Origin of the sequence: Streptomyces sp. NPDC004126 (genome assembly GCF_050275515.1) — a bacterium.
Taxonomy (GTDB): domain Bacteria; phylum Actinomycetota; class Actinomycetes; order Streptomycetales; family Streptomycetaceae; genus Streptomyces.
Genome location: NZ_JBNNPF010000005.1, coordinates 22,582 through 48,687, shown reverse-complemented (window position 1 = coordinate 48,687; position 26,106 = coordinate 22,582). Strand labels below are relative to the sequence as shown.

The 26,106-nt window shown below is 71.7% G+C and carries 19 protein-coding genes, 1 pseudogene and 1 riboswitch; of the genes and pseudogenes, 15 read left to right on the top strand and 5 right to left on the bottom strand.

All coding sequences use genetic code 11. The features are described 5' to 3' along the window. Window positions 1-15: 15 nt before the first annotated feature. Window positions 16-258 (top strand): annotated as a pseudogene (locus tag ACQKM2_RS06815) (CbtA family protein); the annotation flags it as partial. A 6-nt stretch (window positions 259-264) separates the two neighbouring features. Here ACQKM2_RS06815 and ACQKM2_RS06810 read toward each other — a convergent pair. Continuing rightward, window positions 265-1,704, bottom strand: coding sequence for a short-chain fatty acyl-CoA regulator family protein (locus ACQKM2_RS06810; protein WP_427707224.1), 1,440 nt, complete (start codon window positions 1,702-1,704; stop codon window positions 265-267). A 211-nt stretch (window positions 1,705-1,915) separates the two neighbouring features. Here ACQKM2_RS06810 and ACQKM2_RS06805 point away from each other — a divergent pair, with 211 nt between their 5' ends. The 7 genes from ACQKM2_RS06805 to ACQKM2_RS06775 all read left to right on the top strand — a co-directional run bounded on the left by ACQKM2_RS06805 (window position 1,916) and on the right by ACQKM2_RS06775 (window position 11,796). Continuing rightward, window positions 1,916-3,427 (top strand): MmgE/PrpD family protein, encoded by a 1,512-nt coding sequence (locus ACQKM2_RS06805; RefSeq protein WP_427707223.1) that lies wholly within the window; start codon window positions 1,916-1,918, stop codon window positions 3,425-3,427. Continuing rightward, window positions 3,427-4,332, top strand: coding sequence for a methylisocitrate lyase (prpB, locus tag ACQKM2_RS06800; RefSeq protein ID WP_427707222.1), 906 nt, complete (start codon window positions 3,427-3,429; stop codon window positions 4,330-4,332). The genes ACQKM2_RS06805 and prpB overlap by 1 nt, the downstream gene beginning before the upstream one ends. 89 nt (window positions 4,333-4,421) lie before the next feature. Further along, window positions 4,422-5,561, top strand: a complete 1,140-nt coding sequence (locus ACQKM2_RS06795; protein ID WP_427707221.1) for a bifunctional 2-methylcitrate synthase/citrate synthase — start codon at window positions 4,422-4,424, stop codon at window positions 5,559-5,561. Between the two features lie 147 nt (window positions 5,562-5,708). Then, window positions 5,709-5,935, top strand: a riboswitch (cobalamin riboswitch). A 168-nt stretch (window positions 5,936-6,103) separates the two neighbouring features. After that, window positions 6,104-8,428 (top strand): 5-methyltetrahydropteroyltriglutamate--homocysteine S-methyltransferase, encoded by a 2,325-nt coding sequence (gene metE, locus ACQKM2_RS06790; protein WP_427707220.1) that lies wholly within the window; start codon window positions 6,104-6,106, stop codon window positions 8,426-8,428. Between the two features lie 87 nt (window positions 8,429-8,515). Then, a complete protein-coding gene (gene aceB, locus ACQKM2_RS06785) occupies window positions 8,516-10,117 on the top strand; it encodes a malate synthase A (protein ID WP_427707219.1) in 1,602 nt (533 codons plus the stop codon). Between the two features lie 107 nt (window positions 10,118-10,224). Then, window positions 10,225-11,022 carry a dihydropteroate synthase gene (gene folP / locus ACQKM2_RS06780; protein ID WP_427707386.1) on the top strand — a complete coding sequence of 266 codons (798 nt, stop codon included), beginning with the start codon at window positions 10,225-10,227 and terminating at the stop codon, window positions 11,020-11,022. Between the two features lie 57 nt (window positions 11,023-11,079). Continuing rightward, the gene (locus ACQKM2_RS06775) at window positions 11,080-11,796 is read left to right on the top strand and encodes a hypothetical protein (RefSeq protein ID WP_427707218.1); all 717 of its coding nucleotides are present in this window, start codon (window positions 11,080-11,082) and stop codon (window positions 11,794-11,796) included. A 167-nt stretch (window positions 11,797-11,963) separates the two neighbouring features. Here the strand turns inward: ACQKM2_RS06775 and ACQKM2_RS06770 are convergent, their stop codons facing one another. After that, window positions 11,964-12,335: a hypothetical protein gene (locus ACQKM2_RS06770; RefSeq protein ID WP_427707217.1), complete on the bottom strand. Its 372-nt coding sequence runs from the start codon at window positions 12,333-12,335 to the stop codon at window positions 11,964-11,966. Window positions 12,336-12,728: 393 nt separating this feature from the next. On the opposite strand from ACQKM2_RS06770, the gene ACQKM2_RS06765 reads away from it, so the two are divergent. Next, a complete protein-coding gene (locus tag ACQKM2_RS06765; RefSeq protein ID WP_427707216.1) occupies window positions 12,729-12,932 on the top strand; it encodes a hypothetical protein in 204 nt (67 codons plus the stop codon). A gap of 9 nt (window positions 12,933-12,941) precedes the next feature. Further along, window positions 12,942-13,382: a helix-turn-helix domain-containing protein gene (locus ACQKM2_RS06760; RefSeq protein ID WP_427707215.1), complete on the top strand. Its 441-nt coding sequence runs from the start codon at window positions 12,942-12,944 to the stop codon at window positions 13,380-13,382. A 64-nt stretch (window positions 13,383-13,446) separates the two neighbouring features. On the opposite strand, the gene ACQKM2_RS06755 is transcribed toward ACQKM2_RS06760, so the two are convergent. Together ACQKM2_RS06755 and ACQKM2_RS06750 are read right to left on the bottom strand one after the other, a co-directional pair. Beyond that, window positions 13,447-14,049 carry a ClpP family protease gene (locus ACQKM2_RS06755; RefSeq protein ID WP_427707214.1) on the bottom strand — a complete coding sequence of 201 codons (603 nt, stop codon included), beginning with the start codon at window positions 14,047-14,049 and terminating at the stop codon, window positions 13,447-13,449. A gap of 1 nt (window position 14,050) precedes the next feature. Then, window positions 14,051-14,689, bottom strand: coding sequence for a ClpP family protease (locus ACQKM2_RS06750; RefSeq protein ID WP_427707213.1), 639 nt, complete (start codon window positions 14,687-14,689; stop codon window positions 14,051-14,053). A 374-nt stretch (window positions 14,690-15,063) separates the two neighbouring features. Between ACQKM2_RS06750 and ACQKM2_RS06745 the strand changes: the two genes are divergently transcribed. Together ACQKM2_RS06745 and ACQKM2_RS06740 are read left to right on the top strand one after the other, a co-directional pair. Beyond that, complete coding sequence (locus tag ACQKM2_RS06745) at window positions 15,064-15,540, top strand: cupin domain-containing protein (protein WP_427707212.1); 477 nt, start codon at window positions 15,064-15,066, stop codon at window positions 15,538-15,540. A 608-nt stretch (window positions 15,541-16,148) separates the two neighbouring features. After that, window positions 16,149-18,020: an N-6 DNA methylase gene (locus tag ACQKM2_RS06740; protein ID WP_427707211.1), complete on the top strand. Its 1,872-nt coding sequence runs from the start codon at window positions 16,149-16,151 to the stop codon at window positions 18,018-18,020. Here the strand turns inward: ACQKM2_RS06740 and ACQKM2_RS06735 are convergent. Further along, a complete protein-coding gene (locus ACQKM2_RS06735) occupies window positions 18,011-19,432 on the bottom strand; it encodes a serine/threonine protein kinase (RefSeq protein WP_427707210.1) in 1,422 nt (473 codons plus the stop codon). The genes ACQKM2_RS06740 and ACQKM2_RS06735 overlap by 10 nt on opposite strands. 202 nt (window positions 19,433-19,634) lie before the next feature. Here ACQKM2_RS06735 and ACQKM2_RS06730 point away from each other — a divergent pair, with 202 nt between their 5' ends. From ACQKM2_RS06730 to ACQKM2_RS06720, 3 genes are read left to right on the top strand one after another with little or no spacing between them, the layout of a single operon-like run. Further along, a complete protein-coding gene (locus tag ACQKM2_RS06730; RefSeq protein ID WP_427707209.1) occupies window positions 19,635-21,302 on the top strand; it encodes a PD-(D/E)XK nuclease family protein in 1,668 nt (555 codons plus the stop codon). Next, a complete protein-coding gene (locus tag ACQKM2_RS06725; RefSeq protein WP_427707208.1) occupies window positions 21,299-22,456 on the top strand; it encodes a hypothetical protein in 1,158 nt (385 codons plus the stop codon). Before ACQKM2_RS06730 ends, ACQKM2_RS06725 begins: the two co-directional genes overlap by 4 nt. Continuing rightward, on the top strand, window positions 22,443-26,105 hold the full coding sequence (locus ACQKM2_RS06720; protein WP_427707207.1) for a hypothetical protein: 3,663 nt from the start codon (window positions 22,443-22,445) through the stop codon (window positions 26,103-26,105). Before ACQKM2_RS06725 ends, ACQKM2_RS06720 begins: the two co-directional genes overlap by 14 nt. Window position 26,106 lies beyond the last annotated feature (1 nt).

Here is a 26,106-nt window from a genome sequence, read left to right as displayed (position 1 = left end):
CCGGCCTTCCCCATGATCCTGCTGGGCGTCGGCGCGATCGTCCTGGGCCGGCGCCTGGCGCCGCGCCTGGGCAACTGGAACGCCACCCTGGCGGCGGGCGGCGGCTTCGTCGTCGCCACCGGGCTGGCCTTCCTGGTCCTCCCGGACAACACCGACGCCGTCAAGCCCGAGTTCCCCGCGGCCCTGCTGTGGGACTTCCGGGTCGCGTCCATCGCCGTACAGCTCGTGCTGTGGGCCGTGTTCGGGATCGTCTTCGGGGTCCCTTCAGTCCCGTCGACTGCCGTCGTCGACCGGATAGGGGACCTGGCTGCTGCGGTCCGGGTCGACCGCCAGGCGGCCGCCGATCGTGGGACGGGCGCGCTGCGCGCAGTCGCGGCGCTCGCACATCCGGCAGCCCAGACCGATGGGGGTGGCGCCGGCAGGGTCGTCGAGGGCAGTGCCGCGCGAGTAGACCAGGCGCGGGGCGTGGCGCAGTTCGCAGCCGAGGGCGACGGCGAACTCGGCCCGGGGTGCCTGGTGGCCGAATCCGCCTCGGGTGACGGTGCGGGCGATCCAGAAGTACCGCTTCCCGTCGGGCATCTCGGCCACCTGGTGCAGGATCCGCCCGGGTGCGGAGAACGCCTCGTACACGGTCCACAGCGGGCAGGTGCCGCCGAGCCGGGAGAAATGGAAGTCGGTGGCGGACTGGCGCTTGGAGATGTTCCCGGCCCGGTCGACACGCAGGAACGAGAACGGGACGCCGCGCCTGCCGACCCGCTGGAGGGTGCTGAGCCGGTGGCAGACGGTCTCGAAGCCGACGCCGAAGCGGGCCGAGAGCATTTCGATGTCGTAGCCGACGCGTTCGGCGGCCTCGTGGAATGCGGCGTACGGCATCAGCAGTGCGCCCGCGAAGTAGTTCGCGAGTCCGATCCGGGCCAGGCCCACGGACTCGGTGGACGTGAGCTCGGGGGCCCGGTCGGCGAGGGAGTCGAGCAGGGCCTGGTTCTCGAGGAGGGCGAGCTGGGTGGCCAGCTGGAAGGCGCGCCGGCCCTCGGTGAGCCAGGGGGACAGGAAGAGCAGACGGTCCGCGCGCGAGAAGCGCCGGGTGTCGCCGGAAGGGGTGGGGGCTGATCGGACGACGGTGATGCCGTGCCGCCGGTGCAGTCGGTCCTGGAGGACGTCCGCGACCCGCCCGGGCTGGAGTGAGAGCTCCTCGGCCAGGGATTCCGCAGCGGCGTCGAGGGGCTCGAAGTGGTTGTGATGGGCGTAGAAGAAGTCCCGCACCTCGTCGTGCGGATCCCCGGCCGACAGGGCCGCCCCGTCGCCGCCGGGAGCGAGGGCGGCAGCGCGTTCGACCGTGTCCCGGTAGCGGCGGTGCAAGGCGACCAGGGCCCGCGCGATCCCCGGGTGGGCCCGGGCCGCCTCGGCGATCTCCGCCGTGTCGGGCAGGTCCGCGCCGCACGCCTCGTCGGCGAGTGCGCCCCGCAGGTCCACGGCGAGACGGTCGTCGTCGGCGTCGGAGAAGAAGTCGGCGTCCACGCCGAAGACGTCGGCGATCCGCAGGAGCACACCAGCCGTCAGGGGGCGCTGGCCCTGCTCGAGCTGGTTGGCGTAGCTCGCCGAGATGTGCAGCGCGCGGGCCATCTCCAGCTGGTTCATGCCCTGCTCGCGCCGTAGGCGCCGCAGCTTCCCCTGGGCGTACACCTTCGGCAGTTCCTGCGGCACAGCGGCACCCCTTCGTAGTCCGGGCCACCCGCGCGGTGACGGCCGCGCCTTCGCGAATCTAGCATCCGCAGGATTCGCAAGGATTCGCAGATTCGCAGGTGGGGTGTGGAGAAGATCCGCAGTTTCACTCCGTCGCGCCGGGTCCTGTCAGCGGGCAGTCTCTTGTTCGTGGGGCGAACCGGCCTCACCCGCCGGCCCCCTGAGGAGTCCCGTGATCGAGCACCGCGTCCGCGTCCACCCCAGCTCCGACCGGCTGCCCCGACAGGAGCAGCTGGCCTGGAAACTCGCCCTGACGGCCACCTCGGACGCTCCGCAGGATCCGCAGAGCGCGGCCATGGCCGTGAACCGGGTCATCGACAACGCCGCCGTGGCGGCCGCCTCCCTCACCCGCCGCCCCGTCGCCGTCGCCCGGGCCCAGGCCACCGCGCACGGCACTCCCGCGAGGGGCGGCGCCTCGGTGTTCGGCAGCGACGCGCGGGTGTCCCCGGAGTGGGCGGCCTGGGCGAACGGCACTGCGGTACGGGAACTGGACTTCCACGACACCTACCTCGCCGCCGACTACTCCCACCCCGGCGACAACATCCCGCCCCTGCTGGCCGTCGCCCAGCACACCGGCCGCAGCGGAGCCGATCTCCTGCGCGGGATCACCGCCGCGTACGAGGTGCACGTGGCCCTGGTGAAGGGCATCTGCCTGCACGAGCACCGCATCGACCACGTCGCCCACCTCAGCGCGGCCACCGCCTGCGGGCTCGGGGCCGTGCTGGACCTGGACACGGAGACCGTCTGCCAAGCGGTGCAGCAGGCCGTGCACACCACGACCGCCACCCGCCAGTCCCGCAAGGGCGAGATCTCCAGCTGGAAGGCGTTCGCACCCGCCTTCGCCGGGAAGGCCGCCATCGAGGCGGTGGACCGGGCGATGCGCGGAGAGGGCTCCCCCTCCCCGGTCTACGAGGGCGAGGACGGATTCCTCGCGCGCATGCTGAACGGCCCGGACTCCGACTACCCCGTGCTCCTGCCCGAGCCGGGCGAACCGCGCCGCGCCATCCTCGACACCTACACCAAGGAGCACTCCGCCGAGTACCAGGCCCAGGCGGTCATCGACCTGGCCCGGCGCATGCGGGAGAAGACCGGCCCGCTGGACAAGGTGACGTCGGTGGTCCTGCACACCAGCCACCACACCCACCAGGTGATCGGCTCGGGGGCGAACGATCCGCAGAAGTACGACCCGTCCGCCAGCCGGGAGACCCTCGACCACTCCATTCCGTACATCCTCGCCGTCGCCCTGGAGGACGGGATCTGGCACCACGAGCGCTCCTACGCCCCCGAACGCGCCGCCCGCCCCTCGACCGTCGCGCTGTGGCGGAAGATCATCACGGTCGAGGATCCCGCCTGGACCCGGCGCTACCACGACCCGGACCCGCTGCGCCGGGCCTTCGGAGGCCGGCTCGTCCTCACCTTCGAGGACGGCTCGGTGATCGAGGACGAGCTGGCCGTGGCTGATGCCCACCCGGCCGGGGCCCGTCCCTTCGACCGGACCGCCTACGAGCGCAAGTTCCGCACCCTCGCCGACAACACCGTCACCGCGGAGGAGCAGGACCGGTTCCTCCGGACCGCAGGACGGCTGGGGGAACTCTCCACCGGCGAACTCGGCGGCCTCTTCCCCGCAGTCGACACCGCGGCCGTCGCCCGCTTCGACGCCGGCCTCCCGAAGGGCCTGTTCTGATGCTCCACACCCGCACCACGCCCTCGGAGCGCCGCCGCGCCCTACGCGCCCGTCTCGCCGAGGACCGCATCCTCCCCATGCCCGGGGCGATCAGCCCGTACTCCGCACGGCTGATCCAGCGGGCCGGCTTCGAAGCCGCCTACCTCTCGGGCGCGGTCCTCGCCGCCGACCTGGGGCTGCCGGACATCGGGCTGACCACCTCCACCGAGATCGCCGCCCGCGCTGCGCAGACCACCCGCGTCACCGACCTGCCGGTGCTGGTCGACGCCGACACCGGTTTCGGCGAGCCGATGAACGCCGCCCGCACCGTCCAGCTCATGGAGGACGCGGGCCTGGCCGGCCTGCACCTGGAGGACCAGGTCAACCCCAAGCGCTGCGGCCACCTCGACGGCAAGAGCGTCGTACCGGCCCCGGACATGGTCCGGCGGCTGCGGGCCGCGGTCGACGCACGTCGCGACCCCGACTTCCTGATCATGGCCCGCACCGACGCCTGCGCGGTGGAGGGCCTGGACGCGGCGATCGAGCGGGCCAGGGCGTACGTGGACGCGGGAGCCGACGCGATCTTCCCCGAAGCCCTCGCGAACGAGGCCGAGTTCGAAGCCTTCCGCAAGGCCCTCGACGTACCGCTGCTCGCCAACATGACCGAGTTCGGCAAGGGCCCGCTGCTCGGAACAGGTGCCCTGGAGGACCTCGGCTACGACATCGTCCTCTACCCCGTCACCCTCTTCCGGTACGCCATGGGCGCCGTGGAGGACGTCCTGCGCCGGATCGCCTCCGACGGAACCCAGGCGGGCCTGGTCGAGGGGATGCAGACCCGGTCGCGGCTCTACGAGGTCCTCGACTACGAGAGTTACGGGGCCTTCGACGCCGCCGTCTTCGACTTCACGCTCTCGCCCGACGCCTGAACTCCGCCCACCAGGCGGCCCGCCGGCCCCGACACCACCGATTCGTCCCGGCCGGCCGACGGCCCCGCCAGTTCTCCCGGAGGTTTCCCGTGACCAGTACCGCCCCCGAGATCCACCGCGGCCTCGCAGGCGTCGTCGCCGATACGACCGCCATCTCCACCGTCGTCGCCGACACCAACTCCCTCACCTATCGCGGCTACCCCGTCCAAGACCTCGCCGCCCGCTGCTCCTTCGAGGAAGTCGCCTATCTGCTCTGGTACGGCGAGCTCCCCGAGGCAGGACGACTGCGCGAGTTCACCGCACGGGAGCGAGCCCTTCGGACACTGGACCGCACGACCACCGAGGTCTTGGCCCGGCTCCCGCAGACCTGCCACCCCATGGACGTCCTGCGCACGGCCGTCAGCTTCCTCGGCGCCGAGGACCTCACCGAGGGCGACGGCAGCCCGGGCGCCAACCTCACCAAGTCCCTGACCCTGCTGGCGCGGCTTCCGGTCGTCGTCGCCGCCGACCACCGCCGTCGACACGGCCTCGCACCGATCCAGCCGGACGGCGAGCTCGGGTACGCGGAGAACTTCTTCCACATGTGCTTCGGACGGGTTCCCGACCCCGCCGTGGTCCGCTGCTTCGAGATCTCCCTGATCCTGTACGCCGAACACAGCTTCAACGCCTCTACCTTCACCGCCCGCGTCGTCACCTCCACCCTGTCCGACCTGCACAGCGCCGTCACCGCCGCGATCGGTGCTCTCAAGGGCCCCCTGCACGGTGGGGCGAACGAGGCAGTGATGCACATGCTGGAAGAGATCGGCGACCCGGAGAAGGCGGAGACCTGGCTGGAGGAAGCCCTTGCCGCCAAGCGCAAGATCATGGGCTTCGGGCACCGCGTCTACAAGCACGGAGACTCCCGAGTCCCCATCATGCAGAAGGCTCTGGAAGACCTCATCGCACGCTCCGGCGACCCCGAGACGACCCGCCAGGCCACACTCCACGCCGCCCTGCGGCACGCCATGATCAGCCGTAAGGGCATCCACCCCAACCTCGACTACCCGGCCGGCCTCGCCTACCACCTCATGGGCTTCGACATCCCCGCCTTCACCCCGATCTTCGTGATGAGCCGCATCACCGGCTGGACCGCCCACATCACCGAACAGCTCGCCCACAACTCCCTCATCCGTCCCCTCGCCTCCTACGACGGCCCCGACCAGCGCGACGTACCGGTCAGAGCCTCCTGAGGCCGGCGCGCGCTTCACGTCCTGCCTCGCCCGCGTGCCCCCGTACCGGCCGGAACGGGCCGTGGCCGCGCGGGCGAGGCGGCGTGCCGTCTCATTTTGGACGTCCGACATGTGGACTGTCGCTCTCGCATCCTGGTGAAACGGCCTAGGGTGGCGGGTGCAGCTGGTTCGCCCCGTCCGCCAGACGGGATGCGTCGTAAGAGGGAACCCGGTGGGAATCCGGGACTGCCCCGCAGCGGTGAGCGGGAACGACCGCCGTCATACGCACTGGGACCGGACAACGGTCCTGGGAAGCGACGGCCAGTAGGTGCCCGCCGGGAAACCCGGCAGGCGTGCCCGCGAGTCCGAAGACCTGCCCGTTGCCCGTGTGCGGCCGATGCCGCGTGCGGACATCCCGGTGACCTCGTGGGCGGGTCGGCGTACACAGCGAGCGGCAGCTGCGGCATCGTCCCCGCGGCGTGGTCCGCCCGCCCCGTCGTTCCCTTCGCGTCCGTGTCCCGTCGCCGGGATGTTCCTGGATACATCTCGCGAAGGAGAGTTCCGTGACAGCGAAGCCCGCAGCCGCGGCAGCACGAGCCACCGTGTACGGCTACCCCCGCCAGGGGCAGAACCGCGAACTGAAGAAGGCCGTCGAGGGCTACTGGAAGGGCCGCGTCACCGCCGACGCCCTTCGGTCCACCGCAGCCGAATTGCGCCGTTCCAACTGGCAGCAGCTCGCCGAAGCCGGCATCCACGAAGTGCCGACCGGTGATTTCTCGTACTACGACCACGTGCTGGACACCAGCGTCATGGTCGGCGCTGTCCCCGCCCGCCACCGGGCCGCGGTCGCGGCCGACGCGCTCGACGGCTACTTCGCCATGGCGCGCGGCACCCAGGACGTGGCGCCGCTGGAGATGACCAAGTGGTTCGACACCAACTACCACTACCTCGTCCCCGAGCTCGGCCCCGACACCGTCTTCACCGCGGACCCCGCCAAGCAGGCCGCGGAACTCCGTGAAGCCCTCGCCCTCGGGCACACCGCGCGCCCGGTCCTGGTCGGCCCGATCACCTACCTGCTGCTGGCCAAGCCGGCCCCGGGCGTGGCCGCCGACTTCCAGCCGCTGACGCTCCTGGACCGGCTGCTCCCCGTGTACGCCGAGGTCCTCGCCGCCCTGCGGGCGGCCGGAGCCGAGTGGGTCCAGCTGGACGAGCCCGCCCTGGTCCAGGACCGTACTCCGGCCGACCTGAACGCCGCCGCCCGCGCCTACCGCGACCTCGGCGCCCTGACCGACCGGCCCAAGCTCCTGGTCGCCTCCTACTTCGGCCGGCTCGGCCAAGCCCTCCAGGTTCTGGCAGCCTCTCCCGTCGAGGGCCTGGCCCTCGACTTCACCGAGGCCGGCGCGGCGAACCTGGACGACCTCGCAGCCGTCGGCGGGCTCCCCGGCAAGCGCCTGGTGGCCGGTGTGGTCAACGGACGCAACATCTGGATCAACGACCACCAGAAGTCCCTCACCACCCTCGGTACCCTCCTCGGTCTCGCCGACCAGGTGGACGTCGCGGCGTCGTGCTCCCTTCTCCACGTTCCCCTGGACGCCACCGCCGAGCGGGACACCGACCCGCAGATCCGCCGCTGGCTGGCCTTCGCCCGCCAGAAGACCGCCGAGATCGCCACCCTCACCCGCGGCCTCGCCCAGGGCACCGACGCCATCGCCGCGGAACTCGCCGCCAACCGAGCCGATCTGGCCTCCCGTGCGAGTTCGGCCATCACCCACGACCCCGCGGTCCGGGCCCGCACCGCGGCCATCACGGACGCCGACGGACGGCGCGCGCAGCCCTACCCGGAGCGGACCGCCGCCCAGCGGACACACCTGGGCCTGCCGCTGCTGCCGACGACCACCATCGGATCGTTCCCGCAGACCGACGAACTGCGCGTGGCCCGCGCCGATCTGCGGGCCGGCCGGATCGACACGGCCGGCTACGAGGCGCGCATCAAGGGCGAGATCGAGGAGGTGATCTCCTTCCAGGAGAAGACCGGCATCGACGTCCTGGTGCACGGTGAGCCCGAGCGCAACGACATGGTGCAGTACTTCGCCGAGCAGCTGACGGGGTACCTCGCGACGCAGCACGGCTGGGTCCAGTCCTACGGCACGCGGTACGTCCGCCCGCCGGTCCTGGCCGGGGACATCTCCCGCCCCGAGCCGATGACCGTGCGCTGGACCTCGTACGCCCAGTCCCTGACCTCCAAGCCGGTCAAGGGCATGCTGACCGGCCCGGTCACCATGCTCGCCTGGTCCTTCGTACGCGACGACCAGCCGCTCGGCGAGACCGCCCGTCAGGTCGCGCTCGCCCTGCGCGACGAGGTGGGCGACCTGGAGGCCGCCGGTACCTCGGTGATCCAGGTCGACGAGCCCGCCCTGCGGGAGACCCTTCCGCTGCGCGCCGCCGACCACGCCGCATACCTGGCCTGGGCCACCGAATCCTTCCGGCTCACCACCAGCGGTGTCCGGCCGGACACCCAGATCCACACCCACATGTGCTACGCCGAGTTCGGGGACATCGTCCAGGCCATCGACGACCTCGACGCCGACGTCATCAGCCTGGAGGCAACCCGCTCCCACATGCAGGTGGCGCGGGAACTCGCCGCCCACGGCTACCCCCGCGAGGCCGGCCCCGGCGTGTGGGACATCCACTCCCCGCGCGTCCCGTCCGCCGAGGAAGCCGCAGACCTGCTGCGCACCGGCCTCAAGGCCATCCCCGCCGAGCGGCTGTGGGTCAATCCCGACTGCGGCCTGAAGACCCGCGGCTGGACGGAGACCCGCGCCTCCCTGGAGAACCTGGTCACCGCCGCCCGAGAGATCCGTACGGAACTCGCGACCGACGGGTCCTGATGGAACCGGTCGTGGGCCGGCGTCCTCAGGGGCGCCGGCCCACGACCGGCCCTTCTCCCTCCCTCCTGCCTCGTTTGGAGAGACCGCATGCCACCGCCCACACCATCCCGCCGCATCGAGGTCCTCGGCCGACGCGGACCTCGCTTCGAGGACGTCCTCACGCCCGCGGCCCTGACCTTCCTGGCCCGGCTGGATTCGGCATTCGAGGAGCGACGCCTGGACCTTCTCACCGACCGCCGGCACCGAGCCGACAGAATGGCCTCCGGCTCCCGCCTGGACTTCCCCCGCGCCACGTCGGCGGTCCGCAGCGCACCGAACTGGCGGGTCGCTCCCGCCGGACCCGGTCTGGCCGACCGCCGCGTGGAGATCACCGGACCTCCCGAGCGGGCAGTGGCCGTCGGAGCCCTGACCTCGGGTGCCCAGGTATGGGTCGCGGACTTCGAGGATGCGACGTCCCCCCTCTGGGAGAACGTCATCGCAGGCCAGCTGACCCTGCTCGACGCCGTCGAGCAGCGGATCGCGTTCACACCCCCGGACGGCACGGAGGACCTGCAGAACCAGCAGGCCCCCCGCCTCGCGACCATCATGGTCCGCCCCCGCGGCTGGCACATGGACGAGGCGCACCTCACCGTCCACGGACGTGCGGTCTCCGCCTCCCTGGTCGATTTCGGGCTGTACTTCTTCCACTGCGCGCAGCGCCAGATCGACGCCGGCAGCGGACCCTACTTCTACCTGCCCAAGCTGGAGAACCGGCACGAGGCGAGGCTGTGGAACGACGTGTTCGTTCTCGCCCAGGACCTCCTCGGCATTCCCCAGGGGACGATCCGGGCCGCGGCCCTGATCGAAACCGTCCCGGCGGCCTTCGAGATGGAGGAGATCCTCTACGAGCTGCGCGCACACTCCGCCGGCCTCAACGCCGGACGCTGGGACTACCTCTTCAGCCTGCTCAAGACCTACAGCTACTGCACCGACTTCCTCCTTCCGGACCGGGCCGCCGTCACCATGAACGCCCCGTTCATGCGGAGGTACGCGGAACTGCTCGTCCGCACCTGCCACCGCCGGGGCGCCCACGCCATCGGCGGAATGGTCACCCATGTGCCGGGGGCCGACCGCGTCACCAATCTCGGCGCGCTGGCCAGAACACGCATCGACGCGGAGCGCGAGGCCGCCGAAGGTTTCGACGGCGCGTGGGTGGCCCATCCCGCACAGGTCCCGGTGTGCCGAGAGTCCTTCGACGGCGTACTCGGTGCCAGGCCGCACCAGATCGACGACGGCGCCACGCCTGCGGACGTCCAGGCCTCGGACCTGCTGTCCGTACGCAGGAACGTGGTGTCGCCGGCTCCGGAAGGCATCCGCACGAACATCGCCGTCGCACTGCGGTACTTCGAATCATGGCTCCGCGGACACGGCGCCCTGGAACTGGGCGGCCTCGTGGAGGACACCGCGACCGCCGAGATCGCGCGGGTCCAGCTCTGGCAGTGGCTGAGGCACCGCCTGATCACGCGGGAAACGCTGCTCGACCTGCTCGACGCGGAATGCGACGCCCTGACCGGCGAACACCCCGACGCGTTGGTGGCCGGGGCCCGCGACGTCCTGGAGCGCACGGTCCTCAGCCGCGAGCTGCCGGCCTTCTTCACCATCGACGCCTACAGCCGACACCTGGTCCGCCACAGGGAGGCCGCGTCATGAGCACACCCGACCACCGGCCCACCAGAGGTCCCAGCGCAGAAGGTGGCCGCCACCCGCACGGCAGCAGCACCGTCGAGGGACTGCCGCACTGGGACAGATGCGCCGTCATGGGCGTCGTCAATGTCACCCCGGACTCCTTCTCCGACGGCGGCCACTGGTTCGACACGGCCGCCGCCGTCAAGCGGGGCCTCAGCCTGGTGGCCGACGGCGCCGACATGGTCGACGTCGGCGGCGAGTCGACCCGCCCCGGAGCGACCCGCATCGACGAGTCGGAGGAGCTGCGCCGCGTCCTCCCGGTCGTGCGGGGCCTGACGGCGGAGGGGGTCCTGGTGTCCGTCGACACGATGCGCGCCGCGGTCGCCGAGCAGGCGGTCTCGGCGGGCGCGGTCCTCGTCAACGACGTCAGCGGCGGCCTGGCCGACCGCGACATGCTCCCGGCCGTGGCCGCCTGCGGAGTGCCTTTCGTCCTGATGCACTGGCGGGGCTTCAGCCACGACATGAACAGCCGCGCCGTCTACGGGGACGTGGTGGCCGAGGTCGCCGAAGAACTCCGCGCCCGCATCGACGCCGCACTCAGCGCGGGCATCGCACCGGAACGCCTCGTGACCGACCCGGGACTCGGCTTCGCGAAGGAAGCACGGCACGATCTTGCCCTGGTAGCCGGCCTGTCCGACCTCCTTGCGCTGGGCCTTCCGGTGTTGGTCGGGGGCTCCCGCAAGAGGTTCCTCGGGCACGTCCTCGCGGGGGAGGACGGCACACCCCCACCCGCTCACCACCGGGACGCGGCAACAGCGGCCTTGTCCGCGATCGCGGCACACCAGGGAGCCTGGGCCGTCCGCGTCCACAATGTACGGCCGACAGCGGACGCGGTCAGAGTCGCCCGCGCGGTCGCACTGCGAGCCTGAGCGGAGGCTGTCCCCAACGGGATCTCCCGTATCGCCCCTAGCAGGAACACGGTGGCCATGAAGCCCCTCCCGTCCCCCGAACCTTCCGCCCCGGCCTTCCCGGCCCCCGCCGTGCGCCTGGCACGCCTCGCCGGCGCCGTCGGCCTCTCCTCCGGCTGGCCACCCACCGAGGACTCCCTCCAAGACCTCGCGGAACGGACCGGACTGCGCCCTCACGACCTGCTGCTCGCCGTGAACCTCCCGCTGCCCGAGACTGCCTGGCACTTCGACGCGATGGCCGGGGCCTCCACCTCCCTGGTGGTCCGCTGCCTCGGCCTGCCCGCCCACCGGAGACAACTGTTGTGCGACCGGGCCCGCTCCATGACAGTGGCACCGGAACTCCTCGTTCCCCTGCAACGGCGCCCGTACGAGCAGTACCCCCCAGGCTTCGGTTCGCTCCTCGTCAGGATGCTCGAACTCCGCAACCTGAACTGGTCGAGGGCGGCAAAGGCCATGTGCCTGGTGTCCGGAGTCTGCAAAGCCGCCGCCACTATCGGAGCCGTAGGACGGGGCGCGAAACCGCTCGACGCGGAACTGCTCCAGGGCTTCGCAGCCATCCTCGGGGTGCCCGTCGCGGTGCTGGCCGCCCTGACCGGCCACCCGGCGCCGGTGGCTCCCCGGACTCTCGCTCCCGAGGAGCTCGACACCGCCTCCCTCGTCTGGGAGGTCCGCCACCTGACTGCGGACCAGATGGGCTCGCTCACCGCGTACGCAGAGGCACTGGGCGGGGCCTGACACATACGGCCGCGGCTCGAAGCGGCACGGCAGCGTGAGGCCGACTGCTGGTCCGTAGCGACTTCCTGCAGGCGGGCGGCTTCCTGGTGGCCGCGGCGCTGCCCGAGAGGGGCCGGACATACGCGTGGTGACGACCCCCACGCGTGTTCTCCTCCCGGGTGCAGGCGTCAGCGGGTGAGGAAGCGGGTGGTGCCGACGTAAACGCGGCCGGTGGAGCCGATGGGCTCCTCCCTGACGGGGTCACCCGTCCGAGGTGAGTTGATCATCATGGGTTCGGCGACCTCGCGCCGCTCGTCCAGGGTCATGCCGGCCAGCCAGCCCCGGACGTCGGCGGGACGGGTGGTCGCCGGGGCGTCCACGGGGCGTACCTGGTCGGGGCTGACCCAGACCTGGGCGACCGTCACGTCGACGTAGCAGGTCGGGGCGCCGTCGCAGGGGCGTGGCGCGGCTGTGGGGGCGCCAAGGGCCGAGGCGGCCGGAGAGATGAGGGCGAGGAACGCTGCGGCGGCGGCCGTCAGGACGGTCTTCACGGAATCCATGGGTCGATCCTGTCCAGGATGCCGCACCCGCGAACCGCGCCGACCCGGCCGGCCCCCCCAACGGGTCGTGGAATCGGCTTGATGCGGGAAGTCGCCGTCCGCCGCCGCCCCGTGCCGGGGCCGTTGCCCGGTCTTCCTCGTCAACGTTCCCCTGGGTATCACGGCCCTGGCCGGAGCGGCGCTGCCGGCCCCACACCGGGGTACCGGCCGTCCCCTGCTCGACCTGCCGGGGGGGGTCCTCCAGTTCATGTCTGCGCTGGGCCTGCTGGCGCTGCCCCGGTGGCCGGGCCGGGTGGGGCTGGCCCTGGTGGTCGTATGTTCCGCTCCTCCTTTCGGTTCCGACGGGCTTCGCGTTCGTGCTGGGAGAGCGCCTTCGCGGTCGCCTCACAGGGCATGGCACCGTTCGACGGCGCCCTGGAAGTGCTACAGGGACTCCGGTCCCGGGGCACCGCCGTCACCCTGCAGCCCCGTCGCCTGGCCCGGCTCCTGCCCGCGGAGCTCACCGGGATCCTCCAGATCGTGATTGGCTCGGGCGACGCCGATCCCAAGCCCTCCGGCGAGGGCATCACCCTCACCCTCGAACGACTGGACGCCTAGGGTGAGGGGGTGAGCATTCATGCGCCGAACGAGTCCCGCGTCATCCCCCTGCGCCCGCAGGCCCCGTCGCCCGGTTCCAGTGGGGCGGCCGGCGCCCCGCGGCGCCCCGTGGGGGGTCCACAGCCACGCGCGCTGAGGGAGCCCCTGTGGCGTGACCTCGTCGGCGCCGTGCTCCGGCGCGAGCGGCTCGCCCAGGAGCGCACGCTGAAGGACGTCTCGGAGGCGGCCCGGATCTCGATGCCGTACCTGTCGGAGGTGGAGCGCGGACGCAAGGAGGCATCCTCCGAGGTGCTCGCGGCCGCCGCCCAGGCCCTCGGGCTCGGCCTCGCCGACCTGCTCCTGCTCGTCGGTGACGAACTGGCCCGGCACGCCCGGAACCGGGGGGTCCGGGGCCGTACCTCACCCACGTCGCCCACGGCGCAGTACGACGGCTTCTGCCTCGCCGCCTGACCGGGCGGGGCGAGCCGGCCTGACCGGCCGGCTCGCCCGGCCCCTCGGTCACGGCCGCGCGGGCTCAGACGAACGCGAACCGTCGGCTCAGCACCTCGTCGGCGAGCCCGTAGGCCACGGCCTCCTCGGCGGTGAACACCTTCTCCCGGTCCATGTCCGCGCGCAGCGTCGCTGCGTCGTGGTGCGTGTGCCGGGACAGGACCTCCTCCACCTGCGAGCGGATGCGGACCATCTCCTTGGCCGCGAGGCTGAGGTCGGAGACCGTCCCCTGCCGGCCGCCGCTGGCCGGCTGGCCGAGCAGCACCCGCGCGTGCCGGAGCACGAACCGTCGTCCGGGATCTCCGCCCGCCAGCAGCACCGCCGCCGTGGACGCCGCCTGGCCGACGCAGAAGGTGGAGATCGGCGCCTGCACGAACGTCATCGTGTCGTAGATCGCCATCAGCGAAGTGAACGATCCGCCAGGTGAGTTGAGATAGATCGAGATCTCCTGCTCCGGGTTTGCCGACTCCAGGTGCAGGAGCTGCGCGATGACCACGTTGGCGACCCCGTCGTCGATCTCGGTGCCGAGGAAGATGATCCGCTCGTTCAGCAGCCGGCTGAAGACGTCGTAGGACCGCTCGCCCTGCGTGGTCCGCTCGATCACGTAGGGAACCGTGTACGACCCCATGTCACAGCCCCGCCCGTCGGCGCGGCGTGGCCGGGCGGATGTCGGCGAGCGACTCCACCACCCGGTCCACCATCCCGTACTCCCTGGCCTGTTCGGCCGTGAACCAGCGGTCCCGGTCGCCGTCCCGCGCGATCGTCTCCTCGCTCTGTCCGGTGTGCCGGGCGGTGATCCGCTCGACGGCCTTCTTGGTGAACCGGAGGTTCTCCGCCTGGATCTCGATGTCTGCGGCGGTACCGCCGATGCCCGCCGAGGGCTGGTGCATCATGATCCGAGCGTTCGGCAGGGCGTACCGCTTGCCGGGTGTCCCCACGGTGAGCAGGAACTGGCCCATGCTGGCGGCGAAGCCCATCGCCAGCGTCGAGACGTCGTTCGGGATGAGCCGCATCGTGTCGTAGACGGCGAGACCCGCGGTGACCGACCCGCCGGGGCTGTTGACGTACAGGCTGATGTCGGAGCGCGGGTCCTGTGCCGACAACAGCAGCAGCTGCGCGCACACCCGGTTGGCCGACACCTCGTCGACCTGGGTGCCGAGGAAGACGATCCGCTGGTCGAGCAGCCTGGCCGCGAGGTGGTCGTCGAAGCGGCCGGGCGGCGTGTCGCCCTCTTCCGCGCGGGGCGCGAGCATGGTGAGGGGAGTCATCTCTTCTCCTTGTCGAGGCGGGATGCCGTCGACTCCACTGTTGCCCCCGGGAACCCGCCGAACGTCGTTCCTCTGCCCCCGGCAGATCCGCCACGGGCGGACACGACGTCACGGCACTGGCAGTCGAACCCGATCAGGGGGAGCGCGGCCCAGCGCTTCCTTCCGCCATCCGTCGCCGAACCCGGTCCACGGCGTTTCTCGCGTGCTCCAAGGAAGACCGCCTTACCCGGCCGCCCCCGCGTCCCGGCGCCCGTGACCGCGCGGCTCGAGTGTTACTGGCGCCGGGTCACAACGCCCCCGTGAGTCTGGGAGGGTTGGCCCGGCGCACATCCTGCGCCCGAACGCGTGCCACCTTCGTCGACCAGGAGACAAGCATGACCATCAAGGACGTCGGCCCCGAACCTCAGAGCTTCGACCTCGAGCAGGCGACGCTGGAGAATACCGACTACCGCTCGGTCGCCTGGTCCGGGAAATACCTCCAGCTGACCCTCATGTCGATCCCGGTGGGCGAGGACATCGGGCTGGAGGCACACCCGGAGACCGACCAGTTCCTCCGTCTGGACGCGGGCCGCGGCCGCGTTCAGATGGGCAGTGCGAAGGACCGCCTCGACTTCGACCAGGAGGTCGAGGACGGCTGGGCGGTCTTCGTACCCGCCGGCACGTGGCACAACGTCACGAACACCGGCGACGAGCCCCTGCAGCTCTACGCCGTCTACGCCCCGGTCCACCACGCCGCGGACAAGGTCCACGCAACCTTCGCCGACGCGGAACGCGACGAGGACTCGGGCAACGACGAACCCCCGGCCTGGTCGGTCCAGCCCACCCACCACACCGCGGACCAGCACGCCTGACCACCAGCGGGGGGCTCCCGTAGGCGATCGACGCCCCACATCACGGCACGGCCGCCAAGGTGTCCGGCAACCGTGCGGAGCACTGGGGCGTCGTCGCCACCCACAGCGGCCAGGTGCGCATGAACACCGCCAGCGCCGCCGAGCACGGCGCCCGGGACTCGGGGCGAGAGGACCCCTGACGGGCGCTCCGAAGCCGCGTCGTACCACTGCGTCGCCGTCGACGACGCGAACGTCCCGCTGATTGAGATTGCCGGGCTGGAGGGCTACTACAAGGGAACGGTGCCCGTGCCGCGGCACGCCATGCTCCGATGAGCTGCGTCGAGACCGCCGGGCCGGCGAATCGGGGGTGATCACCGAGCGGAGAGCGGTTGAAGGCCGGGGGTAGAGTGTCGCCGTTGTTCGGGCAGAGTCGGAACCGGAACCGCAGTGGTAGGCGAATCGGGAGACGCATGGGTGAGGGAACGGCCCCGGTGTTGGTGACCCTCGCCGGAATCGGCCGCTATGCGGGGGTCGGACGTGCGGCGGTGAGCAACTGGCGGCGACGCTTTCCGGACTTTCCCGCAGCAGTCGGGGGGACCGACTCCGGCCCCCAATTCTCCCTGTCGGACGTGGAGAACTGGCTGACCGAGCACGACAAGGTGGCGGACCGAGTGCCCGCCCATGACCGAATTTGGCCGTACATCGAGGCGCTTGGTGATCGGGACCGGATGGGTGCCGTCATCGCCGAGATCGGGAGACGGCTCCCCGGAGGGCGTGAGTCGATCGGCACGCCGGGGCGTTCGCTGGAAGAAGCGGAACGCGCCCTGGTGGACCGTGTTCTGGCGGAACAGCCCGCCGGGTCGGCGGGCGTGTTGCTCCGGGGGCTGTTGGACCGGTGGCTCGGCGCACATGTGCGGCAGATCGCCACGACACCGGCCCCGTTGGCCGAGCTGCTCGCCGATCTGGTGACCGCCGCAAGGAAAAACGTTCCGGTTCGTCACCTCGACGATCCCGCCTGCGGTACCGGCGGACTGCTCGCAGTGGCCGCCGCTCGTCTCGCAGGTCCGGCAGGGCAGGCGGTGAGCGGTACCGAGCTGGACCCGACGCTCGCCGAACTGGCTTCTGTACGACTCATGCTGGAACCCGCCGTTCGGCGTGTGGACGTCACTGTGGGGGACACGCTTCGGGGCGCGTCGGCCGAATCGGCACGGCCCGACGCGGTGGTCTGCGTCCCCCCTGCCAACGAACGGGACTGGGGACGGGACGAGCTGCTCAACGATCCGCGGTGGACGTTCGGCATCCCTCCCCGCACGGAACCCGAACTCGCGTGGGTGCAACACATCGTGTCCAGCCTCGCCGAGGACGGCGTGGCCGTGGTCGTCCTCCCCCCGGCGGTGGCCGCGCGGCGAGCGGGCCGCCGCATTCGTGCCGCTCTGGTGCGGGAGGGTTGTCTGAGAGCGGTCGTCGCCCTTCCCGTGGGCGCGGCCCCACCACGCGCGGTGGGGCTGCACGTCTGGGTCCTGGTGCGGCCCCGTCGCGAGGCGCCGGCGTCGGAGGGGGGCACTGAGCGGAGGGTCGCCCTGATCGATGCGGCGGACTGCCGGGGCCCCGCCGCCGACGGGGTTCCCACTGTCGACTGGGAGGCCGTGCGCGAACGCGCCGTGGCGGGGATCGCGGGACTCGACCGCCCCGAGGTGGCCGCGGTTCCGGTGGTCGAGCTGCTGGGAGGGGAGACCGACCTCACGCCGGCGCGGCGGGTGGCCGAACGCGGCCCGGTCGTCACGGAACTCCCGGAGCACTGGAACCGGTTCGACCGTGCCGTCGCCGACCTGCTCGAACACGCCTCGCAGCTGAGGGGCCGGCGGCCGCGTCCGGGGCCGGTGCCGACCTCACTCACCGTGGCCGAGCTGGAAGAGCTGGGCCACGTCCGCCTTGCCGCCGGGGCCCCCGTGCCGGTGGAGTCCCTGCGCAAGGGTGTGCCCCCGGCGGGTGCAATCGCCGTCATCCCCTCGGCTCACGCGGGTCGTACGGGGGAGGGATGGTGGATGTTCCGGGACGAGGTGGCCGATGGGGCGACGTCCGGTGGGCCGTTGACGGTGACCGTCCCGGGCGACGTCGTCGTGGGAACGGCCTTCTCGGAATGCGAGGCGTGGGTGGAGAACGGCACGGTGGTGCTGGGATCCCAACTCCACCGCCTCCGAACCGATCCCGACCATCTGGACCCGTGGTTCCTCGCGGCGGCCCTGCGCGGCAGGGCCAATGGCAGAAGGGCCGCCGGCCACGCCTCGCTCAGTTCCCGTGTCGATGTCCGCCGGCTTCGCGTCATGCGGCTGCCGGTGGAGGAACAACGTGCCTACGGGGCCTTGTACCGACGAACCTCGGCCTTCGAAGCCGCCGTGGCCGAGGCGGCGCGAGAGGGGATGACGCTGTCCGCGGTCCTGGGGGAGCTGCTGGCCGGCGGACAGGTCGAGGTCGGCCACCGGACGGGCCCTCAGCCGTAGGGCAGGTGCCCGAGGCCTTCTGTCACTTCGCTCTCGAATCCCTGCGAGGCCAGGGACCCGCCCACGTCACGGGCCCGCCGAACCAACCGCTCGACCGGGGGCTCTGACCATCCGGCGAATCCGGAGACGGCCTCGTACCAGAGCCGCACCGCTGTCTCCGGGTCCGTGGGGATCAGGGACTCCGCGACACCGATCAGGGCCTCCGCGTACACGGCGGCGAGGGGTTCACGCGAGCCGACGTGCCGAAGGTCCTCCACGAGGGTGCGCCAACGGCCGGCGGCGGCTTCCACGCCTTCCTCCCGACGCAGCGCCTCGGCGCACAGAGCGCGGGCCAGGGCCACGTCCGGATGGGTCGAGCCGAGCCTCGACCTGCGCGCGGCCGGCAGCAGCGAGCCCAGACGCAGGTGCGCGACCCCGGCCTCACCGCGTCCCAACTCCGCCTCGGTCTCCGCGATGAGCGCGGTGAAGGAGACCGGGTCGAATCCCCTGGGGGGACGGGGGGCGGGGACCGACCGGGGGCGGTCGAGGCCGGAGGGCGCCGTGCCGGCCTCCCGGAACGGGCGGGTGGGGTCGGGGGTGAGGCTGGGGCTCGGTGCGGGATCCCCCGGCCGTGCCACGTGAGCGGCCAGAACGCGGAGGATCTCGGCGTGTGCCGGGCGGTCCGCCGGAGCCTTGGCGAACATCGCCTGCACCAGGTCGGCGAGGTCCTCGGGGAAGCCCCGCACCAGGGCGTCCAGGCGGGGCGGGACATCGTTGAGGTGCATGTTCCACAGGGCGTTCCTGGAATCCCCGGCTTTGTCCTTGAAGACCGGGTATCCCATCACCAGGTAGAAGAAGAGGCAGGCGACGCTGTAGATGTCGGCGGCGGGAGTGGGGTCGCCCTTGATCTCGATGAGCTCGGGTGCCTGGAATCCCAGGGTGCCCAGTGAACTGCCCTCCATGGTGTGGCGAGCCAGGCGGGGATCGTCGTTCCAGCCGATTCCGAAGTCGACGAGAACGAGCTCACCGTTGCTCCTGAGCATGATGTTGGCCGGCTTGATGTCGCGGTGGACGATTCCCTCCCTGTGGACGTCCCGGAGGATCTCGACCAAGCGGTGGACGATGCACACGTTGGCGGTACGCGAAGGCAGCTGGTTCTTGCGGAACTCGTCCAGATTCACACCTTCGACGAATTCCATGACGAGGAAGCGGTCGCCCTCGTGAACACCGTGCTCGATGAGGAGGGGAGTCCCGCGGCCTTGTACCCGGCCGAGCAGACTGATCTCCCGTTCGAAGCGCCCGACCTTGTCGGGGCACGGGGGGCGACGGTCGTTCGAATAGCCGGACGAACGGTCCGACGCGAGCACCTTGACGGCGACGTCGGGGTGCTTGGGACCGGGACCGGTGCTCTCGGCGCGGTAGACGGTTGCCATGCCGCCGCGGCGATGGGGGTGAAGGTTCCTGTATCGACCCGCGAACAGTGTTTCTGGCTGCATGATGTGACTCTCCGCACCCTCCGTGAGCGAATGGCGTCAGCATAGTGGCAACAGCCCTGCCGCCCTGTCGTCCGTTGACTCCGCACACACTCTGGTCGCATCCTGTGATCATCGGGTTCCGCGTCCGACAGGAGCGTTCGTGAGCGTGTTTCAGTTCCCACCGGGTACGGGCGGCGACGGTGAACTGGTGCGCGTGGGGATCACCCTGCTGAGAGGTGGGGACGGCGTGTGCCCTCTGGGCGCGGCGCTCAAGGCGCGCCCGGGGGTGAAGCAGGAGCCGCCCCGCTCCACGCGCAAGCCGATGCCGGACTTCGCCCTGGCGCCTTGGGGCGGCATCCTGGACCTCGTTGACCGGGTGGACGGCACGAGCGTGGAACGAGCCGTTCGGGACGGTCGGGTGCGCTCCAACTGCGCGCCGGCGCACCTTGCGTGGGCGGCCGAGGCGGCTCGGCGACACATCGACACGCGGCGAGCCGACGAGGAGCGGCGGGTCGCCGCCGGACATCCGCCGTTGCGTGCGGTGCGGTACGAGTGGGTGGCCCGGACCTCGCTGAACGCCCCCGACGCGCGAGGCGGGAAGGAATACCAGCGCACGGCCTGGGGGAGGCGGTACGTGAGCGAGGACGGTAGCCGCCGGGAGATCTGGCTGCCTTCGTTCCGGTCCGTGCGCCGGGACAGGTCCCCGGCCGAGATCGCGGCCGCGGCCTTCGTCCTCGCCGTGGGCGAGCCGATGGTGAACGACTTCGGCAACTACTCGCCCGCCGACACGGTGTGGCGGCAACCCGACCGGGTCCGGGTGGTCGGCATCGGTCTGGGAGACGGTTCGACGGAGGTCCTCGCGGACTGGACGCACGCGGAGGCCGTGCAGCGGTACGCCCTGGAGGCGAAGCGGGCCTCTGCCGAGGTGGTCTCCGGCACCGAGGCGGTGCCCGGACAGGACTGCGTGGGGTGCGAGGCCCTGAGCGGGTGCTCCGCGGTGCCCCGAGTGCCCGGGTTGCTCGGGGTGCCGGCCCCGCCGCGGCCGCGCCGGCGCCGCAGCGTCTCCGTGTCGGACTTGCGGGCCCACGCCGCCTGCCCGTCCCGTTATTACCTGACCCGGGTCCTCAAGCTGGGTGACTCCCGCCAGGAGAGCGTGGCCATTCGCCGGGGACGGGCGGTGGACCGGTACCTCAACGAGGTGCACGGTGCCGAACCCCGTGTGCCGTGTCGGCACCGTACTCTCCCGGAGAGCCTCCCGGGGCTGTCCGCGGAGGAGGTTGTTCCGGCCTTGGCGATGCTTGCCGAGCACCGGGCGATCTGCCCGTTGGACGGCCTCGATCCGACGGAGCGGGTGGTTCCACAGCGTCGGCTCGTCGCATGGGACCCGATCGCCGACGTCGTGGTGATCGCGGACTGCGACCTCTTCCACACCGACCGGGGAGGTACGGTCATCCGTGAGACGAAGACGTCCGTCCGGCCCCTGTGGACCCGCGGCGAGTTGGTGCGCTCCTTCCCGCAACTGGCCCTGGCCGTCCTGCTGATGGACCGGGGTGTCCTCGGCGGCGACCCGCGCCGCTCCAGAGTGGAGCTGGAAGTGCTGCGGCCGCAGGGCGTGGGCCTGGAGGAGCTCGATCCGGGTGACGAACTCACCCGGGAGCGGTCCCGCCGGGTGATCGCCGATCTGGCGGGGCCTTGGTCCAGGGACGAAGGCCACCCCGCCACCCCCGGCGCCCGTGCGGACTGCGCCGGCTGCGAGGTCCGGCGGTGGTGCCCGGATGCCGCGGCGGAGAACGGGACCGGGGCCGGCGAGCCCGAGGACCGGGCATGAGGCCGGACGAGGCGGAGCAGGACGCGCTGCCGAGGCAGGGGCCGGTCCGGCCGGAGGTCGTCCTCTCGGGGCTGGCCCGGGCCCTGGTTCTCCTGGAGGCCACCGAGAACGTCCGTTCGTTCGCCCTGCCCTACCCCAGCGAGGCCCAGTGGGCCCTGGACCGTGTGGTGATGCTGTCCCTCCTTGCCGAGGAGGACCCTCCGCTCGGGCTGGCCGACCTGCTGGTGTGGGCCCGCACGAGACCCCTGGAGGAGTGGCCCGCCGGTGTCGTACCAGGCTACGAGAGCGGAACGGAGACGCTGCTCGACCCCAGGTCCGGTCGCCCCACCGACCTGTGCCACGAGTGGGCCTGGCACGCTCCCGGAGCCCCCGAGGACTTGCACCACCTCGTTCTGAGGGAGGCCCGCAAACGCTGCTCGGGCCTCGGGGACAGCACCGCCTTCCTGGCCTTCCACACGCTGCTGGTGCGCCGCCCGGTGCTGACGGCCGCGGAACTGTACGACGTCACCGGCGACCTGCTGCTGGAGCCGCTGTGGAGCCTGCTGACGGAGATCTACCAGCCGGCCTCCGACCTCCACGTCCGGGCGGGCGCCTATGCGGTCTGCGAGCGCTGCGGCATCCTCCTGACCCCCCTCGACGGCGACCTCTGGTGGTGTGAACGCGCCGGTTGTCCCGGCGATGTCGGTCGTGTGCTGGAGCGGGACCAGACCGGCCGCCCCTTCCAGCTGCAACGTCCGTTGCGCCAGTTCGTCACCGGCCCCGGCGTGATCGAGACCGCCCTGCGGAACATGCTGGTCACCTCGATGCCGGGGGTCAACGTCGACCCCCACCTCGATCCCGTCGGCGATCTGCCGGGACTGAGCGTGACCTTCCCCGACGGCGGCGACCGCTGGGACGTGCGCGTTCGCGACTGGGCTCAGCCCCATCTGCTGGCCGCCGCGCTGCCGGAGGAGGCGTGGACAGGACACCCCGACACCACCTTCTGGGTGGTGCCCGACCGGCGGATCGAGGCCCGGGAGGACTACGTGCGGGCCTTCCGCGCGGCCTCACCGGGGAGGACCGGACCCGCGCTGATGAGCACGGGGGAGCTGATGCGCAGGATCGCCGAGAGGGTGGACGGCATGAGGAGAGGAGCCCTGGATGCGGGACCGTGAGAGCTGGCACCGAAAGGTCAGTGAGCGGTTGGCCCCTCACTGGGACGCTTCCCTGCGAGACCTCGGCATTATGCCGGCCCAACTCTGCCAGGTGGAACTGGCCTTGACCCTGCTGGCCGCCGTCGTGCCCGGGGCGTCGGCGGAGGGGGCCTACACCCTGCTGGGCGGGTACCCGTTCCACCGTGCCGTGGCCGGTCGGGACCGCGATCGGGACGCGGCCGTCCACGTGGGCCGCCATTTGCTGTGGACCCTGCGCCGCGGCCGGGCCTGGAAGGAGCTGCTGGACGCCTATCGCGAGGTACCCGCGAGACTGAGGGAATTCGCCCTCCCTCCTGCCGGGTCGGGGACGCCCGCGCGCCGGGTCGGCGCCACGGTCTGCCCGGAGCGCACGGCCGTGTACGAGGAGGCGCTGTCCGAACTCCCGGGCTTCGTCATGCGACCGCTGGCCCAGGCCCCCGCAGGCCGCAGCTCCTTCCGGGACGGGCGTGGCCGCGCCTCCGTCGACATTCCCGAGGGCCTGCTCTTCGACCGTGCGCCCGGCCACGACCTGGGCTCCGGTCGGGCGGGCGGCTCACGCCCGTTGCACGTCGCCCGCGCCGACCTGGAGGCCACGGCTCGCTGGATGGACGACACCGAGATCGAGATGGGCGTCTCTCGTCCGGGTCGCTGGTCGGCGCGTCTGCAGGAGGTGGAGTTCGCCCTGCGCGACGAGGCGGGCGGCACCTTCCGGGACAGCGACACGTTCCCCCTGGACGGCCTCCTCCATCTGGTGGGAATGGTCGGCGCCGGGAAAACCACCCTGATGGTCCTGGTCGCGGTCTGGGCCGCCCGTCGGGGCCTGCGGACCACCCTGGTCGTGGGGGACGTGGCCACGCAGCTCACCCTCACCGAGACCCTGTGCGCCCTCGGCCTGCGGGCCGTGCCGATCCTGGGGGCCAGCAGCCGGCACACCCACGCGGAAGGCCTGCACCGGCGACTGGCGAGCAGGGGAACGACGAACCTCCTCGATCACCACTCCGCGGGCTTCGAGCACCTGAGCACGGCATGTGCCGTGAACGGGCTCCGGGGTCCCGGAGCGACCGAGCCGCTGCGTTACGTCGACGCACCGTGCATCGGGTTGCACCCGCACCCGCGGGCCACCGCCGCGGAACCGGACCCGGCTCCCGTACACGGCTGGGACCCGTTCGCGAGCGCCACCGCGATGACCGGGGCGGACGCGGCGCGGCCCGAGGCGGACCAGTTGGAGGGGACGGCCCACGGATGCCCGATCTGGGCCCGTTGTCCTCGCCACCAGACCGTCAGGGACACCGTGGACGCCCTGGTCTGGGTGGCCAACCCCGCGAGCCTCGTCCAGACCGCGGTCCCCGGACACCTCAACGACGAGCGCTTGCGCCACCTGGAGCTGGCGGTCCTGCGCAGCGACATCGTCTTCGTGGACGAGGCAGATGTCGTGCAGATGAGGCTGGACGATCTCTTCGCCCCCTCGGCCACGCTGGTGCGGCCCAATGTCGAGTCCTGGCTCGACCGGCTCCACACGCACAAGATCGAGGAGCTGTCCCGGCACGGGCGGGTTCCCCTGACGGACCGGGACGTGGAGCAGTGGAACTCGGCCCTCGCCGTCGTCACCGCGGCGACTGACCGTCTCTACCGCCTGCTGATCTCCGACCGGGAACTTCGGGCCTGGGTGTCCGCCGAGTACTTCAGCCCGTGGACCCTTCAAGAGGAACTGCTGCTGGACTGGTTCGAGGGCGACGACCGGCAGGCCGTGGACCCGACCACGTTCTTCGCGGAGCTCGACTCCATCGAGGACGACCTCGACCTCTACGAGGGGTACGAGGACGTACCGGAGGACTTACCGGAGGGAGGGGAACGGACACGGCGTCCCGGGGGCGGGAGAGCAGACCCCGACCGGCGTCTGCTGGCCCGGTGGCTGGACGACTTCCGGGACGATCCGCTGGGCGGCGCGGGTCCGTACGGTTCGCTCACCGACACCCTGATCGACGTGGCCAGGGACCTTCTGTACAGCCAGGCGCCCCGACGCACCAAGGGGCGTGTGGCCGACCTGCTGAGGGCGATGCTGCCCGAGGTCGCTGCGGTCGCGATGGAGGCGGACGCCGTCCGCTTCGACCTGAACCGGCGGCGCCTGGAATTCCTGCTCGTCCTCTGCACCCTGCACCACCGTCTGGAACGTCTCACATTCCTCTGGCCCCAGGTCGAGGCGGCCCTGCGGCTGGACTCGCGAGGAGGTGAACTGGCCCGCCGGGCCCCCCTGGACTACGCCCCGCTGATCCCCGAGGCGCCGATGGGCAACGTCCTGGGATTCCAGTACCTGCCGGAGGACTCCGACGAGTCGGAGGCCGACCCCGAGCCGCAGGCCAGCGGGACGCTCCGGTTCTTCCGGTACGCGGGGGTCGGGCGTGAACTGCTCCCGGCGCTGTCACGGATCGGCTCCGACCCCTTCAGCGACCTGCCCGGGCCGCACGTGGTCCTCATGTCCGGAACGAGCTGGGCGGGCGAATCCACCCGCGCGCACGTCACCGTTCCGGTGCGGGCCGTCCTCAAGCCCTCCCGCCGCACCCGGGAAGCGGTGCTCGGCACGACCTTCAGCACCCACTTCCTCTATGACGAACGGACCCGGGAACCGATGTTCCTGTCAGGGACCCCCCAGAAGGCGCGCCTGGAGCAAGCCCGCGCCATGGCCCTCCGCCTGGCCCGCCGTTCGGCCAACGGCTCGGCGAGCCCCCTCGACCTCGAACTGGCCCGGGTGGGCGACGACGACCGGCGCCGGGTGCTGCTGCTGGTGGGCAGCTATCGGGAGGCAGCCGCGGTCGCCGAGGCCCTCCAAGGCGAACAGCGGTGGAGCGGGCGGGTGCGGCTGCTCGTTCCCGACAGGGCCGGCGACCCCGAAGGGGACGGGGATCCGGCCGACGTGGAGAGCGCGGTCCGTCGCGGTGACGTGGCGATGTTCGCGGAGGACCCGATGGCGGAGGTCCTGGTCGCCCCCGTGATGGCCATCGAGCGCGGCCACAACATCCTCAACGCACAGGGCAAGGCGGCGTTCGGCGTCGCGATGTTCCTGGCCCGGCCGCATCCCCGTCCTGACGATCTCACCCTCGCCGTGTACTGCGTCAACGACTGGATCACCCGCTTCGTGCGGGACCTCCCCCGCCGCGACGACCGTCCCGGTCCGGCCGGGTTCACGGACCTCGTGCGCGCGGCCGGTGACCTGGACAGCGCCGGTCTGGCCCTGCGGTCCCTGGGCCGTTCGGAGTGGCGCCGGGTGTTGGCCCGCCGGTACGTCTTCTCGGGTCTCCCCGCATGGGAGAAGAGGAGCTTCGCCTGGGACCAGTTGGTGACGCTGTGGCAGGTCATCGGCCGACTCGTACGGGGCGGAGTACCCGCCCGGGTCGTCTTCGTCGACGCGGCGTTCGCCCCCCGGACGGCCTGGTCCCTCGGGCCGACCGTCGACCGGGGGCGGCGGTCGCCGGACGGACTCCTGGAGGCGTTCAAGTCCGTCCTCGCCCCGTACTTCTCCGAGGGGGACCGCCACCGCTTCCCCGACCGCCTCGACCCCGTCGTCGCCCGTGCACTCTACGAACCCTTCCACCAAGCCCTGCACCACCTCGATCACCACCGTTCCACCGGCTGAC